The sequence below is a fragment of the Mesorhizobium sp. M2A.F.Ca.ET.042.01.1.1 genome (assembly GCF_003997405.1).
Classification (GTDB): Bacteria; Pseudomonadota; Alphaproteobacteria; order Rhizobiales; family Rhizobiaceae; genus Mesorhizobium.
On sequence record NZ_RZRX01000143.1, the window covers coordinates 1 to 16255 of the forward strand.

Consider the following 16255-nt stretch of genomic DNA (forward strand, 5'->3'; position numbering starts at 1 on the left):
GGCGATTGGCGAAAGCCGGCGTGACATCTGATCTCCCCCCTGGAGGGGGAGATGGCCGGCAGGGCAGAGAGGGGGGCCTCGCGCCAGCCTCCGTGATTACCCCTCAAACCCCACCCTTTTATGGCTCCCATCACAAAAGGGCTTGTTCGCCGAATGCCCGCAGCGGCAGAGGAACACCTTGGTCGTGCGAGCGATCGTATGCCCCGTGCCGGTGACGAGCTCGGCATTGCCTTCGACCTTGAGCGGGCCGTTGCTGGTCGGGGTCACGGTCAGCGGGCCATTCCTCGCGTCCAGCACCTGCGCTTCCTTCAGCGGCGGCTCGCCGGTGGCGGTGAAGCCGGCCTTGATGTGGCTGTTGTCGCAGAACGGCTTGTTCTGCGAGGCGCCGCAGCGGCAGAGCGTAGCGCGCAGGAACGTCTGGTCACCCAGCACGATCTCTGCATGCACCGCCAGCGGGCCATTCTCGCGGACGCGCACCGTGTTGACCACAGGCGGCTTCTCCTGCGGCCCGCCATCTTTGCGGTTGTAGGTAATGGCGCCCGACGGGCAGTTCTGCGCCAGCGCCACCACCTGCTCGACATCAGCCGCTTCCGGATGGATCCACTCGCCCGGCGCGTTCGGCACGAAGACATGCGGGTTGCCGAGCACGCAATTGCGCGAATGGATGCAGCGCTTGCCGCTGAAGGAAACGTCGATCTTCTCGCCTTCGACCGTGCCTGCCATATGGGTGGGGTCTCCTGTTGGGATGGAGACCAGGCTTAGGGCGCGGGAGCGAAGGGCGTCAAGCTGGGAGGATGGGCAGCCCTGCAATAGCGACCGTTAAGAGATTGGCGAAAGGGGAGGTGCCGGCTGATCTCCCGCGCTCCCCCCTTGAGAGAGGGGCGCCCGCTGCTATGGCGCGCTGGCTGCCAGATTGTCGCGTCTCTAATCGCTTACCCACTGTCCAGAGCTGTCAGGAGCGGCATCAATTGCCGGTTTGCATAAAACGGCAACCGGCCTATATCAGGTCACAATTTCCAGCCGGCCGTTTTTCAGCATGTCATCCATCATCTCGATCTCCGGTGTCACGAAAACCTATGCCACCGGCTTCAAGGCATTGAAGGAAATCAATCTCGACATCGAGCGCGGCGAGATCTTCGCGCTGCTCGGGCCGAACGGCGCCGGCAAGACGACGCTGATCTCGATCGTCTGCGGCATCGTCAACCGCTCGTCGGGCAGCGTCACGGTCGACGGCCACGACATCAGCCGGGATTACCGCGCCGCGCGCAGCCTGATCGGGCTGGTGCCGCAGGAACTCACCATCGACGCCTTCGAAACGGTCTGGGCGACGGTGAACTACAGCCGCGGCCTGTTCGGCAAGCCACCAAACAAGGATTTCGTCGAGAAGGTGCTGCGCGACCTGTCGCTCTGGGAGAAGAAGGATTCCAAGGCGATCACGCTGTCGGGCGGCATGAAGCGCCGGCTGATGATCGCCAAGGCCCTGTCGCACGAGCCACGCGTGCTTTTCCTCGACGAACCGACGGCCGGCGTCGACGTCGAGCTGCGCCAGGACATGTGGGCGATGGTCAGGCGCCTGCGCGAGGACGGCGTCACCATCATCCTCACCACGCATTATATCGAGGAAGCCGAGGCGATGGCCGACCGCGTCGGCGTCATCAACAAGGGCGAGATCATCCTGGTCGAGGGCAAGGCCGAGCTGATGCGCAAGCTTGGCCGCAAGCAGATGAAACTGGAGCTGCGCGCGCCGCTCGCCGCCGTCCCGGACGGGCTTTCTGGCTATTCATTGGAGCTGTCCCCCGACGGCAACCAGCTCACCTACACCTATGACAACCAGAGCGACCGCCCGGGCGTCGCTTCGCTGATCCGCGACTTGGAGACGGCCGGCGTCCAGTTCCGCGATCTCGACACCAAGAACAGCTCGCTCGAAGAGATCTTCGTCAATCTCCTGAGGCAAGAGCCATGAACCTGCGGGCAGTATGGGCGATCTACCGGGTGGAGATGGCGCGCGCCTTCCGCACCGTGCTGCAGAGCATCATCTCGCCGGTCATCTCGACATCGCTCTATTTCGTCGTCTTCGGCTCGGCCATCGGCTCGCGCATCAATGAGATCGACGGCATCGCCTACGGCGCCTTCATCGTGCCGGGCCTGATGATGCTGTCGCTCTTGACGCAGTCGATCTCGAATGCCTCCTTCGCCATCTATTTCCCGAAATTCGTCGGCTCGATCTATGAGCTTTTGTCGGCGCCGGTGTCATACCTGGAGATCATCATCGCCTATGTCGGGGGCGCGGCGACAAAATCGATCATGCTCGGCCTGATCATCCTCGCCACCGCCGCGCTGTTCGTGCCGCTCAGGATCGAGCACCCGTTCTGGATGATCGCCTTCCTGGTGCTGACGGCGGTGACCTTCAGCCTGTTCGGCTTCATCATCGGCATCTGGGCCAAGACCTTCGAGCAGCTGCAGCTGGTGCCGCTCCTCATCGTCACGCCACTCACCTTCCTCGGCGGCAGCTTCTATTCCATCCACATGCTGCCCGGCATCTGGAAGACGGTCACGCTGTTCAACCCGGTCGTCTACCTGATCAGCGGGTTCCGCTGGAGCTTTTACGGCAAGGCCGACGTCTCGGTCGGCGTCAGCCTTGGCATGACGCTGGTGTTTTTGGCCATCTGCATCGCGATCGTGGCGTGGATCTTCAAGACCGGATATCGGCTGAGGAACTGACCGAAGCTGTAGAGCACTTGAGCGGCCGCAACGCTTGGAAAATTAGCCGCGACGCCAGTCCGTCGTCATTCTATGGCGGAGCAAGGAGCGGAGCGACGCGCGCAGACCATAGAATCCATGCCGTTACATCTGAGCGTCGCTCACGGCGCAGAATTCTGCGCCGCCGCACTCTTCGTGCGAGGTAACGGCATGGATCCCAGGGTCTTCGCGACGCCGCTTCGCGGCTGCTTCGCCCTGGGATGACGAAGCTGCAAAGCGTCGGCCAACGGCAAAGGTGGTGATATCGCTAAATCGCCTTGGTCAGGCGCAGCAGCCCCAGCATTTCCACGAAGGTTCCTTTGCGGAAGGCGATATACGTCGGTTCCTCGACACCGTGGAAGCGGCGCTTGAAGGCCGCCTGGCCCTGCAGGTTGAAGCGCGAGCGGTTGACCCAGGGCGAGTTGTAGGCGCGCTGGAAGGCGTTGCGCCAGAAATCCGATTCGGCGAAGCCGCTGGGCTCGATGTCGAGCAGCGGCGAGAGGCCGAGCGTCACCTGCGAGATACCTTCCTCGCGGAAGCGGTCGACGGCGAATTTGGTCAGCCCGACCTCGGCATGCGGCGTCGCGTCGGTCTGCTTGCGCTTGAAGGCGGTGGTGTAGCCGATCACCTTGCCGTCGCGAAACAGCGGGTCGAAATCCAGGATGGCGAGAAGCCGGCCTTCGGGGCTGTGCAGGAGGAAGCGGCGCATGCCGGCGCCGAGCTCCTCGGAGAAGCGGCGGTTGAGGAAACCCATCTCCCAGCGCTTGATGATGCGCTTTTTGCGCCAGTCGGCGGAAAGCTGCTTGATCTCTTCCTGCAGCAGGTCGCCCGTGCCCTCGGCGAGGAGAAAACCCTTCTTCGCCAGCCAGCGCTCGGAATAGCGCACCGTCTCGTTGCGCTTGCCGGAAAAATCATGCGCCGGCAAAAGCAGCCTGGTGTCGATGCCGAGCCGGTTGACCCGGTAGCCGAGACCGGCGAGCACCTTGGCCGTGTCGGCGCCGATCTGCACGAACCAGGGGCTGCCGGCCGCCTCGACGAATCGCTTGATATAGGCCGGGCGGTCCGCCGGGTCGGCCACCGGATCGCCCAGCGCGAAATGACGGCTCATCTTGGTGCCGAAGGCGATGTAGCCGTCGCCGTCGCCGAAATAGGACAGCTTCTGCTGCACGGCCGTGGAATAGGCGAGCGAGAAATCGCCGTGGCGGCGCACCAGCGCCAGGCGCTCCTCATCGCTCAACTCGCGCCGCGGAACCTTGGGTGCCACGGCATCGAGAAGCCTGTCGAAATAGATGCGCAGGGGCGCCATGAGCTCCGCGTGCCAAGAAGTGATGACCTGCCCCCTCAGGTCGCGAATCGCTGGCGACCGCTGCCGGCCAACGTCGCGTCAGCGATATAGGATGCAATTGACGGCGAATGAAGGGCAAAGGTCGCAAAGCGTCCGGCATCGGCGACCCGCCGCGGGAAACGCCCCTGCGAGCACCGGCTTGATCTTTCCATGCAATGTTATATATCACGTTATCGATATCTGGCGAGCGCGCTATGGAAGACGTTCTGCGGTCTCTCGGCTTTCTCTGCCTCGGCAGCCGGATGAAACGCATAGGCGAGCAGTTGCAGGCCGATACGCAGCGCGTGCTCGACCGCCTCGACATGCGCATCCAGTCGAGCCAGTACCCGCTGCTCGCCGCGCTCGACCGGCTGGGGCCGCTGCCGGTCGGTGAGCTGGCGCAATCACTGGGCGTCGCGCAGCCAGGCGTAACGCGAAGCGTGGCGCTGCTTGCCGAGTTGGGGTTGGTGGAGGTCAATCCTGCGGATGACGACCAGCGGCGCAGGATCGTTTCGCTGACCGGCAACGGCAGACGGCTGGTCGACCGGGCGAAACAGGACATCTGGCCGAGCATCGAAAATGCCGTCGCGGATCTGTGCGCCGATCTTTCCGGGCCGCTGCTCGGCCAGCTTGCCGCCATCGAGGACCGGCTGGCCGAGACGCCGCTCCACCGTCGCGCCGAAAGGGTCGCTGCGCCATGAAGCATATGCTCGACCGTCCTGTCTGGAGCGCGCTCGGAACGCGACAGAGGACTTTCTCCGAGGGTGACGATCTCGCGCGCCGGTACCGGCCATCGATCATCCCGTTCGCCGCCACGGCGACCGACGATCCGGAAAACCTGCACGCGCTCGGAAGGCTCGTTCCCGCTGGCGAAACCGTCATCCTGGCTCAGGCCGAGAACATTGTCCTGCCGCCGGCGCTTGTCGCGACGATGACCGCCGGTGCCGTGCAGATGATTGCCGGGAAAGCCTTGCAGACGGTCGCCGATCCCCGGATCGAGCAATTGACGCGGCAGGACGCGGCCGAGATGCTCGCGCTCGCCTCGTTGACGAAGCCTGGCCCGTTCACGCTGGAAGCCTTGAGCCTCGGCGAATTCTGGGGCGTGAAGATCGACGGCAGGCTGGCCGCGATGGCCGGCGAGCGCATGAAGCAGCCCGGCTATTCGGAGCTCAGCGGCGTGTGCTCGCATCCGGATTTTCGCGGCGGCGGCCTCGCCAGGCTGTTGTCGCTGTTCGTGGCCAACCGCATCATGGCGCGTGGCGAGGTGCCATATCTGCACGCCTTTGCCAACAATGCAGCGGCGATAAAGCTCTACGAGTCGATCGGCTTCCGGCTGCGCAGCGCGATGAACATCGCGGTGGTTCAGCGGGCGGGATAGCGGCTGTCTGGATCAGGCGGTTTTCGACTTCGGCCGACGGAAGCAAACCGTCTCCATCAGCATCTCTTCATCGACCATGCCGGCATTGTAGAGCGCGAGCACAGTCAGTGCGATCTCCCGCGCCTCGGCCGATTCGGGATGCGCCTCGCGACTTCGGCAGGCTTCATCGAAGACGCGTTGCAAGGTGGCGACCTGGGCGGGTTTCAGCAGGCCACGGTCATAAATGGACTTCGGCATGGCGATCTCCTGGCGAGGAGCTAGGGCGCCACCTATAAAAGATCAATCTTTCCTGTGGCTTGATCGACTTCAACCAAATAGAGGGGCTCGGATCCTGCCGAGCCCCCGCCATGTCGGGCGCCTAGAGCAATTCCAGGAAAAGGGTGAGCGGTTTTCCGTCCGGAATTGCATAAAAACAAAGAGATAGTGTCCTCACACCGCGATCTTGCCGCCTCCCTGCTTTGTGATCGCAACGACGGACGGCCGCACCGGCATGTCCGGCTTGAAGTCCGGCCAGCGGGTCGACGGATCCTCGTAATAGGACGGGCGGCCGAAGCCTTCCCAGTCCTCGCCGCCGTCGCCCGGATGCTGGACGGCGACGAAAGCCGTCTGGTCGTCGGGCGCGAAAAGCGGGCCGCACATCTCGGCGCCGATCGGCACGCGGAAGAACAGCTTTGAGGTCGCCCGCGCCGCGCCTTCCGTGTCGACCGCCCACAGGCCGTCGGTGCGGCCGGTGGCTTTCGGGCCCTGGCCGTCGGTGGCGACCCACAGGCGCCCGGCGGAATCGACGGCGCAATTGTCCGGCATGCCGAACCAGCCATGCGCGGTGGTCGCGGTCGAGAAGGTGGCGCCGACATCGGCGACGGACGGATCGCCGCATTTGAGCAGCACTTCCCACCTGCCCTTGGTGGCGGCGAAGTCGCCACCCTCCTCGACGATCTCGATGATGTGGCCGAAGGCGTTGGAAGCACGCGGGTTGGCGGCGTCGACCTGCTCGGCCTTGCGCTTGGAATTGTTGGTCAGCATGACATAGACCTTGCCGTTGCCGGCGTTGGGCTGGATGTCCTCCGGCCGGTCCATCTTGGTGGCGCCGAGCAGGTCTGCGGCGCGCCGCGTCTCGATCAGCACGTCGGCCTGGGACGCGAAGCCGTTCTGCGCCGTCAGCGGGCCCTGCCTAAAGACGATCGGCATCCATTCGACCGAACCGTCCTCGGCGAACCTCGCCACGTAGAGCGTGCCGTCGTCGAGCAGGTTCATGTTGGCGGCGCGGTCATTGGGGTTGAACGTACCGGCGGTGACGAACTTGTAGACATAGTCGAAGCGCTCGTCGTCGCCGAGATAGAAGACGACGCGGCCGTCCCTGGCGACGATCGACTCCGCGCCCTCATGCTTGAAACGGCCCATGGCGGTGCGCTTCCTCGGCACCGAAGCCGGATCGTTGACGTCGACCTCGACGATCCAGCCGAAACGATTGGGCTCGTTCGGCTCCTTGGCAAGGTTGAAGCGGTCGTAATGGGCGCCCCATTCATAGGCGCCTTCGGGAATGCCGAGGCGCTTGTAATTGGCGGCTTCCTTGTGGCCTTCCGGCAATTCGCCCGAGAAATAGCCATGGATGTTCTCCTCGGCCATCACGTAGGTGCCCCAGGGCGTGACACCGCCGGCGCAATTGTTGAGCGTGCCGATGACCTTGGCGCCGGAGGGATCGGCATTGGTCTTGACGCGGTCGTGGCCGGCGACCGGGCCGGAGAGCGCCATCTCGGTGGTGGAGGTGATGCGCCGGTTGAGCTTGCCGTCGCGCACCACCTGCCATTTGCCGCCTTCCTTGCGTATCTCGACGATGGTGCCGCCATGCGCGGCCATCTCGACATCGACCTGCTCCTTCGTCAGCGGCGCGACCTCGGCGGCCTTCTTGCCGTCCTTCTCGACGATCGAAACGATGCCGGGGAACATCAGATGCGGATTGGTGTATTCGTGGTTGACGACCAGTAGCCCGTGCTCCGCCGAGCCGTCGATCGGGATGTAGCCGACATAGTCGTTGTTGTAGCCGAACTGTTTTGCTTGAGCCTCGGCCGACTGCTTCAGCGGATCGAACTCCGGCGAATCGGCAAACAGCGGATCACCCCAGCGCAACAGCACGTCGGCATCATAGCCCGGCGCGACATGGTGCTTGTCGTCGATGCCGGCTTCGAGCTCGTCGAACTTGAAAGCCGAGGCCTCGGCGGCACGCGCCTCGTCGGCGGCGACGAGCGCCAGCGGGCTGACGGTGGCGGCGATGGCCGAGACGGCCAGCGAGCCCATGAGGAACCCGCGGCGCGAGAAGCGCGCGGCGATGATCTCGCCCATGGTGCGGTTGTCGGTCGGGTTGACGGGCGGACCGTCATTCTCCTCGAGCTGGCTGGTGCGGAAGCGGGTCTCAGGGGTCGCGGTCATGGTGTTCCTCTGGCTTTCTTGAGGTGGCTGGGGTTGACCATTCGACCCCTAAACCGTGCCGATCACATTTTCGTGACATCGCCGTGATCAAACCGCAAGATTGGTTTGCTGGCTGAGCAGCGGCTGGGCCAGCTTCAATCCCTGACACGCACGTGGGATCGACCGCGCCCAGCTTGACGGCTTCGCCCGCTTCGGAAACAAGGGCTGCGGCCGGCATGGCGACGGCGCTTGAAAAAGGGGACGGCGGGTGAGTTTCTGGGGATTGGCGCAGCTCGGTATTTCGACCGTGATGTTCCTGCTGGCGGCGATGGCGGCCAAGCAATGGGGGCTGGCGCCGAGCCTGGCCAAGCTCCTTGTGACGCTGGCGCTCTATACCGCCGGCAACCTGATCATGCTGAGGCTGGTGCGCGAGTTCGGCATGTCGGTGGCGTTCAGCCTGTCGGCGGTGATCCAGCTTGTCGCGGTCAATGTCGTGGCCATCGCCTTTTTCGGCGAACGGCTCAATACTTTCCAGGCGACCGGCATGGTGCCGGCGATCGCCGCCGTCGCCCTGATCACGCTCGGGCCCTATATGCAGAAGCTCTAACCCTCGAGCCTCTCATGAAGCCATCCGTCGGTGCATTGCTTGCCAAGATCGAATTCCCCCTGCTGCTGGCCGGGTTGGTCATCGCCGGCGGGCTGTGGGGCTTTGAAGAATTGATGGAGGTGGCGCGCGCCACAGCGCCGCACGCCTTCGACACCGAGATCCTGCTTGCCTTCCGCCATGCCGGGCAGCCGGACAGCCCGATCGGTCCGCTTTGGCTGCAGGGCGCGATGCGCGACATCACCGCGCTCGGCAGCACCGTGGTGCTGGTGCTGATCACGACCGCGACGATCGTCTATCTCATGTTGATCCGCAGGCCTTCGACCGCGCTGTTCGTGTTCGCGGCGGTGGCGGGCGGGCAAGTGCTTTCCACCTTGCTCAAGCACGAAGTCGACCGGCCCCGGCCCGACCTCGTCTCGCACCTTGCCACCGAAACGTCGCTGTCCTTTCCAAGCGGCCACGCCATGCTGTCGGCGGTGACCTATCTGACGCTCGGCTCTTTAGCGGCGCGCTTCCTTCCGGATCGCCGGACGAAAATCTTCGTGCTTTGCCTTGCCGTGCTGATCACCGTGCTGGTCGGCACCAGCCGCGTCTATCTCGGCGTGCATTGGCCGTCCGACGTGCTTGCCGGCTGGTGCGCGGGCTTCGTCTGGGCCATGCTGTGCTGGCTCGCGGCACGCCTGCTGCAGCGGCGCAAAGTGGTGGCCGACAGCGATATCGATGGCTGAAGCATTTAAAATGATGCTTGAGACGTTGTAATCTTTAAAATATACATCTTTGATATCTCCAGAAACAGGTTCCGGCCGATGATCACTGCCGCACAGATGCGCGCCGCGCGGGCGTTGACCGGCATCGACCAGAAGGCGCTCGCCGAGCGTGCCGGGGTCTCGCTGCCGACGATCCAGCGGATGGAAGCGAGCGAGGGCGTGGTCAGGGGCGTGGTCGACACGCTGATGAAGGTCATCCAGGCGCTCGATGATGTCGGCGTGGAGCTGATCGGCGACAACCAGGCCAGCGAGCGCGGCGGCAGGGGCGTGCGCCTCAAGGCCGCAGCGGCGCAGAACCCGCAAGGTTAAGCCGCCGGCCTGGAAGATCGCCTCACATCGCCGCTTCGATCGGCTCGGCAAGCTTCGGATTGGCGCGCGCGGCGATCAGGCAGCCGGCGACGATGAGGCATGCGCCGGCCAGCGTGGTCCAGGCCAGCTTCTCGCCGAAGAAGAACCAGCCGAGCGCGATCGCCCAGATGAAGGCCGAGTATTCGGTCGGGATCAGAAATTGCGCTTCGGCACGGGCGTAGGACCAGCTCATCAGGAATTGCCCGGCGAGCGACAGCAGCGCCACCCCGGCCACGGGAAGCCAGAGATCGCCCGGCAGCCCAACCGCGAGCCAAGGTGCTGCGCAACCAAGGATGATCCCAACGAAGAGGTTTTGAAATAGCATGATCTCGACCGGCTTGGCCAATAGAGCCTGCTGCCGGGCAAGCACCAGATTGTAGCCGTAGAACACCGTCGATACGAGCACCGCCGCGGTGCCGAGCACGGCATCCTGTGAATAGCTTTCCCGCCCGAACTGCCCGGACAGGATGATCGCGACGCCGGCGATGCCGGCAAGCGATGCCCACACGGCCTGCCGCCGAATGCGCTCGCCCAGCAGCAATGCTGCAAGGAAAAGCGCGAACAGCGGCGCGACGAAGCTGAGCCCGATCGCCTCGGCGAGCGGCAGCCTGGCCAGGCCCCAGAAGAACGAGACCAGGACGATGCCGACAATCGCGGCGCGCAACGCATGCAGGCCCAGCACCGGAAGGCGCGGCTTCGAGCGCGGCCCCGCCGACCATGCCACACCCGCGACCAGGGTCGAGACCATGCTGCGCCACAGCAGCGTGTTGTAGACGCCGACCGCTATTGTCAGCGACTTCATGGCCGCGTCCATGCCGGACAGCAGGAAAATCGCCAGCGCGCATGTGAGCACGGGGAGGGTTGGAGAAACGGCGCCGGTCAGGCTGGATGTCTTCGCGGCATCGCTCATGGCAGCCGGATATCGCGAAGCGAACGGCGCAACCAGATGGCAGCGTCGCCGATATGGCCGGTCCAATCCCGATCGGCGTCGTTTCCGCCACGAGGCCTCAGTCGATACCGAGCGCCGCGACCTCACCCTCCCCCATCAGCGGCACGTAGATGGTTGCCTTGCCATCGGTGCCGATATCGGCGCTGCCCGGCTTGAATTGCACTACCGCTTCCGGCTTGCCGCCGGGCTTGTAGCTGTAAAGCGTGCCGGTCATGTAGGCCGTGGCGTAGATGGTACCGCCAATGGCGATGACACCGTCGAGGTCGGCGAAGTTTTGAGCGCCGGGCAGCGGCGTGATCGTCTTCGTGACGAGGTCGACCGACAGCAGTCCGCCGGGTTCGGCGGTGCTGAAATCGGCCTTGTTGATGCCCTTGCCCCAGGACGCGACGATCAGCCTGTCGCCATCCGCGAATACGCCATTGGGCGAGGCAAGCAGCGGGTCCTTGACGAACAGCTCCGGCTTGTCGCCGTCGATGCGGTAGATGGTGTCGGACAGCATGTCGCTGACATAGACCTTGCCCGCGCTGTCCTGCGTCATATCGTTGAGGAAGACGGAGCCCGGCACGTCGATGGTCTCGACCAGCCTGCCGCTGGCGAGATCGACGACGCGCACCTTGGTGATGTCCGCGGCGTAGAGCCTGCCTCCGGAAATCGCCATGCCCTTGGGCGCATCCATGCCGTCGACCCAGTGGCGGGCGATGATCTTGCCGTCCATCGACAGAAGCGACAAATAGCCATTGCCGTCCGCCGCGCCGGGATTGCCGACGATGTTGGAGACGACGATGCGGTTGTGGGCGGCGTCAGCAAGCACGGATTCCGGCTGCTCGAAGCCGGTGGCGCGCCAGAGCTCGCCGGCCTGCGCAGCCGGAGCCGTCGCGATGCCGGCGACGGCGATGACGGTCGAAGCGATGAGGGTGTTCATGGTGCTCTCCTGTGGTGACGGGGGGAGAGCTAAATTTTTCGATACTTTTCGGAAAGACGGTTCGTCGCTAGTATCGAGGATCGATACGAAATCGCATGAATGAGGCGCATTCCATGAACGGCCCGATCTTCGAGGCGCTGAAACGGACGCTGAAGGCCAAGGGCCTGACCTACCGGACGCTTGCGGAGCGCATGGGCATTTCCGAGCCTACGGTGAAGCGGATCTTCCATGAGAAGAACTGCAAGCTCGACCGGCTGATGGAGATCTGCGCCGCGGCGGACGTCGAGCTGGAGAATGTGCTCGGCGCGATGAATCGCGGGCCGGGTCCGGCCAACCGCGTTTCGCCGGAGATCGAGCGCAGGCTGGCGGCGCGGCCGGCGCTGCTCTTCGTCTTCATCATGCTGTCGGAGAAATTCACGCCCGAAGGCATCATGCGCTCGCAAGGCCTGAGTGAAGCCTCGATGTTCCTCTATCTGCGCGACCTCGAGGATCTAGGGCTGGTGGCGCTGGGGCGCGGTCTGTCGGCAAGGCTGCTCGTCGACACCCCGATCCAGTGGAATTTCGAAGGGCCACTGAAGCCGCATTTCGAGATGACCAACAAGAATTTTGTCGGCTGGGCGCTTGGCCATATGGAGCAGGGCGCGACTTTCGTCAGTTTCTCCCGGCGCATGCGGCCGCAAACGGCCGAGATGCTGCGCCGCGAGGCCGACGAGCTCGCCGAACGCGCCCGGCTGCTTGCCCATCACGACCAGCACACCACGCCGGAGGACCAGCTCATCGGCTACAAATGGACCTTCGCCTTCGGCGCAACGCCCTTTCCGGCGATCATGCCGATCGGCCCGCATCCGCGTGATGCGGGTGCCCAGGCCGCCCCTCCTGCAAAGGGACGCCGCCCCTTGCCGGCTGACCAATCATCTTGAGCAGGATTGCATCTGGCGATCGAGCTTGTCGCGCGCCGCTCCATCGGCGCGGACTGCCGCCATCCTCGCCATCGGCTTGCCGCCAGCGACGCCGACCGAGCCCGTAGGACGCCTCGGGATAGAATAGAAATCCGGCATCAACATTCATGATAGAATTCGCGCACTGATTTGCCGGACAGTGGTGGGCGGGTTTGCCGAATGCGAAATCGAAGTGATCCAATGCCGACCGCGCCAACACTTGAGCTTCGCCGCCATTCGCGCCTGCAAAAATTGCGGGAGCGCGCAGAACGGCAAGGTGCTGGATTGCAGTTCTGGGCGCGTACCTCATCGCTCGCCGTGATCTCCTGCTTTTTTTCATTGATCAGCCGCTGGGATGCCGCCCTGCTTTTCGTGCTGGCAGGCCTCGTGCTGTTCCAGCTTGTCGGCCTGATCCAGTTTCTCTTTGCACGCCGCCCGACGGCGCCATGGTGGATCGGTTACCTCGTCGGCACGCTGGACATCGTTCTGTTGACCGTTCTGCTGGTAATGCCCAACCCGTTTTCCCCGGAGGTCACGCCGGCTGCGATGCAACTGCGCGAGGGCAGCTTCAAATTCCTGTTGATTTTCGTATGCCTTGGCGCGCTGACTCTTTCGCCACGATTGGCGCTCTATCTCGGCGCGCTCGCGGCTTTGACATGGGCAATCGGGGTGGGATGGGTAGTTTTTCATCCGGGAACCGTCATTCCGGCGACGAACCTCTATTCGCTGCCGATGGCAGAGCGACTGAACCTCTATCTCAACCCCAATTTCGTCGATACATTCGCGCAGGCGACCAACGTGTTGGTTGTGCTGATCATCGGCGCGATCATGGCGCTCGTCGTCTCCCGTTCCCGGCGTCTGTCGGAAGACTATGTCAAGGCGGAGCGCGCCCGGGCCAATCTCGCCCGGCATTTTTCGCCCAATGTGGTCGACCAGCTCGCCGCGGATGACGAGCCCTTCGGCCCGGTCCGCCGGCAGGATATCGCGGTGCTGTTCGCCGATATCGTGGGCTTCACAAACTATTCCGAGAATAATCCGGCCGAAGCCGTGTTCGAACTTCTGCGTCAGTTCCACCGCCGCATGGAGCAGGTCGTCTTCGACCACAATGGCACGGTCGACAACTATATCGGCGATTGCATCATGGCGACATTCGGGGTTCCGCAAACCAGCCATGACGACGCGACCCGGGCCATCAAGTGCGCGGAAGCGATGGTCACCGCTGTCGAAGCATGGAATGTGCAGCGTGTGTCCAGGGGATACCCGTCGCTGGACATTCGCATCGGTGCACAATATGGCGCAGTCGTTATCGGCGCGGTCGGCAGCGAGCGCAATCTGTCGTTCGCGGTGGTTGGAGACACCGTCAATGTCGCCAGCCGTTTGCAGTCGCTCTGCCGCGAGCTTCGGGCGAGTATTTGCTTTGGGTCACGACTGACAGAGGCCGCAAGGGCGGAATCGCCCACGACACAGTTGAATGCGAGCGATCATGGGCTAGTCAGCGTCCGCGGCCGGGACGAACCGGTCCATGTCTGGGTCGAGCACAGAGCCGAGGACCAAGGCGCTGTTGCGGTTTCAGCCTGATACAGGCCGCCATGCGAAACGCCTCCGCCGTCGGCCAGATCTCGGTAGGCCACGCCGTAGGCATGTCCTGACCCAGGCCGAAAGCCATCACGTGCATGAGCGCCGCGATCAGGCAGCCTTTGCTTCTTCCTGCGGCGCGGCGAGGTCGTCGCGCGCCTTGCGGGCGAGTCTTTTGGCCGAGCGTTTCGGGCTGTCGCCGAACAGCTCGGCGGCATCGGCGAGGCAGGCCTTGGTCAGGCTCTTCTCGGAGCGCTTCAAGAGCTTGCGCAGAAGCTTCGTCTCGTCGGCGGGGCCGAGCGGCTCGCCCTTGGCGTCGAGCAGAGCACGGATGACGAAAACGTCGTGCAATTCGCCGAGCTGCTCGCCGAGCCTGTCGACCGCCTTGCGGCGCGCCTTGATCGGCGTCGGCCACAGGCGGCCAAGACCCATTCCATGCATCTGTCGCTGCTTGGCCGCCTGTTCCGGCTGGTCGGGCAGCGCCAGCCGGTCGATGCGCTCCAGGCCTTCCCGGCAGGCGGCTATCGCCGCATTGATGGCTGCGTCGAGGCCGGGACCGGCATGGATCTCGTGCTGGTGCAGCACCAGCCGTTCGCGCATGGGCTCGAGACCGCCGCCGGCCGATTGCTCCGGAAAGGCATCGGCGAGACGATCGACGGTCTCGATGAGCGCCGTCGCCTCACGCGGGCCGGCGAGCAGCGCCGAGACCTGTTTGTAGCATTCGTTCTCGGTCTGGCAGAACGGTTCGTCCCCGGAACGAACCAGGCGCAGCAAGGCGCGCACGCTCTTCAGCCGCTTGCGGCATTTGTGCAGCCCCTGCTCCGGCTTCTCGCGCGCCGTCTCGAGATGGCTGATGGCCCTGCCGATCTCGTCGGCCAATATGCGCCTGACCTCGCCGGTCAGCGGCAAGCGCGGATCGATGCGGAAGCTCATGCGGCGATCTCCGGTATCCCCCCGAGGGCCAGCGACGCGTTGTAGAACCTCGACTCGCCGGTGACCTCGCGACCGAGCCAGTCGGGCAGCATTTCGTCAGACACGTCCTCCGGCGTCTCCAGCTCCGCGATCACCAACCCCGCGAGCTTGCCGCCGAAAACATCGACTTCATAGAGATAGCCACGGTGTCTAACATGGTGGCGTGTCTTCTCGATGACACGTCCGATGGCAAAGGCCATCAATTCCTCGGCCTCGGCGAGCGGGATCGAATATTCGAATTCGTCTCGCTCGCGCGCCCTGACGCCGAACTTCAGCGTCAGCTTGGCGGAGCGCCCGTCCGAGATGCGCACGCGCACGGTGCGGCCGGGCTGGGCGGCGACATAGAACTGTCGAATGCGGATCTCCGCCTCGACCTCGTCTCGCCAGGCGGAACTGGAGACCAGGAATTTACGCTCGACTTCCTTGCCCATGGCCGCGCACTAAAGCCTGTGGGGACCGGGAAGGCAAGCGGACTCAAAAGTCAAATTTGACTTTAATCAATCGATTGATTAAAATCGGGACATGGAAAAGCGATCAAGTGCGAAAAGGCAGCAGCGCGAGGCCACCACCGCCGAGCAGACGCGCGCGGCGCTGATGCATGCGGCGCTCAAGCTGTTCGGGCGGCAGGGGTTCGACGGCACGTCGACGCGCCAAATCGCGGCGGAAGCCAAGGCCAATATCGGCTCGATCGCCTATCATTTTGGCGGCAAGGAAGGCCTGCGCGCCGCCGCCGCCGACTTCATCGTCGAAACCATCCAGCGCATAGCCGGCCAGGCGCTGGGCGGCGCCCAGGCGACCACCCCGGCAAACCCGGAAGCCGCCAGGGCACAGCTCTTCGCCGCGCTGGAGCGGATGGTGGGTTTCGTCGTCGTCAGTCCTCAGGCGGGCGAGATCGTACAATTCGTACTTCGCGAGCTCTCTCATCCGACCGCCGCGCTCGACCGCATCTATGCCGGCGTCTTCGAGCCGACGCACCGGCGGCTGTGCCAGATCTGGGAGCAGGCGACCGGCGAACCGGCCGAGAGCGAGGCAACCCGGCTCACCGTTTTCACCATGATCGGCCAAGTCCTCTATTTCCGCATCGGACGCGAAGCGGTGATGCGCCGGATGGGCTGGCGCGAGATCGGCGAGAAAGAGGCCGCCAAGGTGGTGGCGGTCACGACCGGCAATCTCAGGGCAATGCTGGCGGCGCGCGATGCGCCCGCCGGCAAGAAGGGCAAATCATGAGCTTTCTCTGTTCGTTGCCGCTCGCGGCCCAACTGTTCGGCGCCTGCGCGCCGGCGGCACCCCTCGCCGTCGGCTATGTCGAAGGCGAATATGTGCTGATGGCGCC

18 protein-coding genes and 1 pseudogene are annotated in these 16255 nt (G+C 64.1%); 11 read left to right on the forward strand and 8 right to left on the reverse strand.

The window, feature by feature from the left end:
* Positions 1-96: 96 nt before the first annotated feature.
* On the reverse strand, positions 97-723 hold the full coding sequence (locus tag EOA23_RS21010; protein ID WP_127305551.1) for a CDGSH iron-sulfur domain-containing protein: 627 nt from the start codon (positions 721-723) through the stop codon (positions 97-99).
* A gap of 313 nt (positions 724-1036) precedes the next feature.
* Between EOA23_RS21010 and EOA23_RS21015 the strand changes: the two genes are divergently transcribed.
* Complete coding sequence (locus EOA23_RS21015) at positions 1037-1963, forward strand: ABC transporter ATP-binding protein (RefSeq protein ID WP_127305552.1); 927 nt, start codon at positions 1037-1039, stop codon at positions 1961-1963.
* The gene (locus tag EOA23_RS21020) at positions 1960-2721 is read left to right on the forward strand and encodes an ABC transporter permease (RefSeq protein WP_127305553.1); all 762 of its coding nucleotides are present in this window, start codon (positions 1960-1962) and stop codon (positions 2719-2721) included. Before EOA23_RS21015 ends, EOA23_RS21020 begins: the two co-directional genes overlap by 4 nt.
* A 286-nt stretch (positions 2722-3007) precedes the next feature.
* On the opposite strand, the gene EOA23_RS21025 is transcribed toward EOA23_RS21020, so the two are convergent.
* The gene (locus EOA23_RS21025; protein WP_127305554.1) at positions 3008-4045 is read right to left on the reverse strand and encodes a phosphatidylglycerol lysyltransferase domain-containing protein; all 1038 of its coding nucleotides are present in this window, start codon (positions 4043-4045) and stop codon (positions 3008-3010) included.
* Between the two features lie 233 nt (positions 4046-4278).
* Here EOA23_RS21025 and EOA23_RS21030 point away from each other — a divergent pair, with 233 nt between their 5' ends.
* Both EOA23_RS21030 and EOA23_RS21035 read left to right on the forward strand, forming a co-directional pair.
* The gene (locus EOA23_RS21030) at positions 4279-4764 is read left to right on the forward strand and encodes a MarR family transcriptional regulator (protein WP_127305555.1); all 486 of its coding nucleotides are present in this window, start codon (positions 4279-4281) and stop codon (positions 4762-4764) included.
* Positions 4761-5441: a GNAT family N-acetyltransferase gene (locus EOA23_RS21035; protein ID WP_127305556.1), complete on the forward strand. Its 681-nt coding sequence runs from the start codon at positions 4761-4763 to the stop codon at positions 5439-5441. Before EOA23_RS21030 ends, EOA23_RS21035 begins: the two co-directional genes overlap by 4 nt.
* Positions 5442-5453: 12 nt before the next feature.
* Here EOA23_RS21035 and EOA23_RS21040 read toward each other — a convergent pair whose 3' ends face one another.
* Both EOA23_RS21040 and EOA23_RS21045 read right to left on the reverse strand, forming a co-directional pair.
* A complete protein-coding gene (locus tag EOA23_RS21040) occupies positions 5454-5678 on the reverse strand; it encodes a hypothetical protein (protein ID WP_042637313.1) in 225 nt (74 codons plus the stop codon).
* Positions 5679-5870: 192 nt separating this feature from the next.
* Positions 5871-7868, reverse strand: a complete 1998-nt coding sequence (locus tag EOA23_RS21045) for a PhoX family phosphatase (protein WP_127305557.1) — start codon at positions 7866-7868, stop codon at positions 5871-5873.
* Between the two features lie 247 nt (positions 7869-8115).
* On the opposite strand from EOA23_RS21045, the gene EOA23_RS21050 reads away from it, so the two are divergent.
* The 3 genes from EOA23_RS21050 to EOA23_RS21060 all read left to right on the forward strand — a co-directional run bounded on the left by EOA23_RS21050 (position 8116) and on the right by EOA23_RS21060 (position 9527).
* Positions 8116-8454: a hypothetical protein gene (locus EOA23_RS21050; protein WP_127305558.1), complete on the forward strand. Its 339-nt coding sequence runs from the start codon at positions 8116-8118 to the stop codon at positions 8452-8454.
* 14 nt (positions 8455-8468) lie between these two features.
* Complete coding sequence (locus tag EOA23_RS21055; RefSeq protein WP_127305559.1) at positions 8469-9179, forward strand: phosphatase PAP2 family protein; 711 nt, start codon at positions 8469-8471, stop codon at positions 9177-9179.
* A gap of 78 nt (positions 9180-9257) precedes the next feature.
* A complete protein-coding gene (locus EOA23_RS21060; RefSeq protein WP_127305560.1) occupies positions 9258-9527 on the forward strand; it encodes a helix-turn-helix transcriptional regulator in 270 nt (89 codons plus the stop codon).
* A 22-nt stretch (positions 9528-9549) separates the two neighbouring features.
* On the opposite strand, the gene EOA23_RS21065 is transcribed toward EOA23_RS21060, so the two are convergent.
* Both EOA23_RS21065 and EOA23_RS21070 read right to left on the reverse strand, forming a co-directional pair.
* Positions 9550-10476 carry a DMT family transporter gene (locus tag EOA23_RS21065; RefSeq protein ID WP_127305561.1) on the reverse strand — a complete coding sequence of 309 codons (927 nt, stop codon included), beginning with the start codon at positions 10474-10476 and terminating at the stop codon, positions 9550-9552.
* A gap of 97 nt (positions 10477-10573) precedes the next feature.
* Positions 10574-11437, reverse strand: a complete 864-nt coding sequence (locus EOA23_RS21070; protein ID WP_127305562.1) for an SMP-30/gluconolactonase/LRE family protein — start codon at positions 11435-11437, stop codon at positions 10574-10576.
* A gap of 113 nt (positions 11438-11550) precedes the next feature.
* Here EOA23_RS21070 and EOA23_RS21075 point away from each other — a divergent pair, with 113 nt between their 5' ends.
* Positions 11551-12357, forward strand: a complete 807-nt coding sequence (locus tag EOA23_RS21075) for a helix-turn-helix transcriptional regulator (RefSeq protein WP_127305563.1) — start codon at positions 11551-11553, stop codon at positions 12355-12357.
* Positions 12358-12576: 219 nt separating this feature from the next.
* Positions 12577-13953, forward strand: coding sequence for an adenylate/guanylate cyclase domain-containing protein (locus EOA23_RS21080; protein WP_127305564.1), 1377 nt, complete (start codon positions 12577-12579; stop codon positions 13951-13953).
* 108 nt (positions 13954-14061) lie between these two features.
* On the opposite strand, the gene EOA23_RS21085 is transcribed toward EOA23_RS21080, so the two are convergent.
* Both EOA23_RS21085 and EOA23_RS21090 read right to left on the reverse strand, forming a co-directional pair.
* Positions 14062-14883: a CHAD domain-containing protein gene (locus tag EOA23_RS21085; RefSeq protein ID WP_127305565.1), complete on the reverse strand. Its 822-nt coding sequence runs from the start codon at positions 14881-14883 to the stop codon at positions 14062-14064.
* Positions 14880-15353: a CYTH domain-containing protein gene (locus EOA23_RS21090; protein WP_126080268.1), complete on the reverse strand. Its 474-nt coding sequence runs from the start codon at positions 15351-15353 to the stop codon at positions 14880-14882. Before EOA23_RS21090 ends, EOA23_RS21085 begins: the two co-directional genes overlap by 4 nt.
* A gap of 91 nt (positions 15354-15444) precedes the next feature.
* Between EOA23_RS21090 and EOA23_RS21095 the strand changes: the two genes are divergently transcribed.
* Together EOA23_RS21095 and EOA23_RS36525 are read left to right on the forward strand one after the other, a co-directional pair.
* Positions 15445-16149, forward strand: a complete 705-nt coding sequence (locus EOA23_RS21095; RefSeq protein WP_127305566.1) for a DUF1956 domain-containing protein — start codon at positions 15445-15447, stop codon at positions 16147-16149.
* Positions 16146-16255, forward strand: a pseudogene (locus tag EOA23_RS36525) (HlyD family secretion protein); the annotation flags it as partial. The gene EOA23_RS21095 and the pseudogene EOA23_RS36525, both read left to right, overlap by 4 nt.

Excerpts from the sequence above, each read along its gene's own strand:
- EOA23_RS21095 (WP_127305566.1), top strand. The coding sequence starts at position 15,445 with ATGGAAAAGCGATCAAGTGCGAAAAGGCAGCAGCGCGAGGCCACCACC.
- EOA23_RS21020 (WP_127305553.1), top strand. The coding sequence starts at position 1,960 with ATGAACCTGCGGGCAGTATGGGCGATCTACCGGGTGGAGATGGCGCGC.
- EOA23_RS21090 (WP_126080268.1), bottom strand. The coding sequence starts at position 15,353 with ATGGGCAAGGAAGTCGAGCGTAAATTCCTGGTCTCCAGTTCCGCCTGG.
- EOA23_RS21070 (WP_127305562.1), bottom strand. The coding sequence starts at position 11,437 with ATGAACACCCTCATCGCTTCGACCGTCATCGCCGTCGCCGGCATCGCG.
- EOA23_RS21045 (WP_127305557.1), bottom strand. The coding sequence starts at position 7,868 with ATGACCGCGACCCCTGAGACCCGCTTCCGCACCAGCCAGCTCGAGGAG.
- EOA23_RS21060 (WP_127305560.1), top strand. The coding sequence starts at position 9,258 with ATGATCACTGCCGCACAGATGCGCGCCGCGCGGGCGTTGACCGGCATC.
- EOA23_RS21065 (WP_127305561.1), bottom strand. The coding sequence starts at position 10,476 with ATGAGCGATGCCGCGAAGACATCCAGCCTGACCGGCGCCGTTTCTCCA.
- EOA23_RS21040 (WP_042637313.1), bottom strand. The coding sequence starts at position 5,678 with ATGCCGAAGTCCATTTATGACCGTGGCCTGCTGAAACCCGCCCAGGTC.
- EOA23_RS21035 (WP_127305556.1), top strand. The coding sequence starts at position 4,761 with ATGAAGCATATGCTCGACCGTCCTGTCTGGAGCGCGCTCGGAACGCGA.
- EOA23_RS21030 (WP_127305555.1), top strand. The coding sequence starts at position 4,279 with ATGGAAGACGTTCTGCGGTCTCTCGGCTTTCTCTGCCTCGGCAGCCGG.
- EOA23_RS21085 (WP_127305565.1), bottom strand. The coding sequence starts at position 14,883 with ATGAGCTTCCGCATCGATCCGCGCTTGCCGCTGACCGGCGAGGTCAGG.
- EOA23_RS21080 (WP_127305564.1), top strand. The coding sequence starts at position 12,577 with ATGCCGACCGCGCCAACACTTGAGCTTCGCCGCCATTCGCGCCTGCAA.
- EOA23_RS21025 (WP_127305554.1), bottom strand. The coding sequence starts at position 4,045 with ATGGCGCCCCTGCGCATCTATTTCGACAGGCTTCTCGATGCCGTGGCA.
- EOA23_RS21055 (WP_127305559.1), top strand. The coding sequence starts at position 8,469 with ATGAAGCCATCCGTCGGTGCATTGCTTGCCAAGATCGAATTCCCCCTG.
- EOA23_RS21075 (WP_127305563.1), top strand. The coding sequence starts at position 11,551 with ATGAACGGCCCGATCTTCGAGGCGCTGAAACGGACGCTGAAGGCCAAG.
- EOA23_RS21015 (WP_127305552.1), top strand. The coding sequence starts at position 1,037 with ATGTCATCCATCATCTCGATCTCCGGTGTCACGAAAACCTATGCCACC.
- EOA23_RS21010 (WP_127305551.1), bottom strand. The coding sequence starts at position 723 with ATGGCAGGCACGGTCGAAGGCGAGAAGATCGACGTTTCCTTCAGCGGC.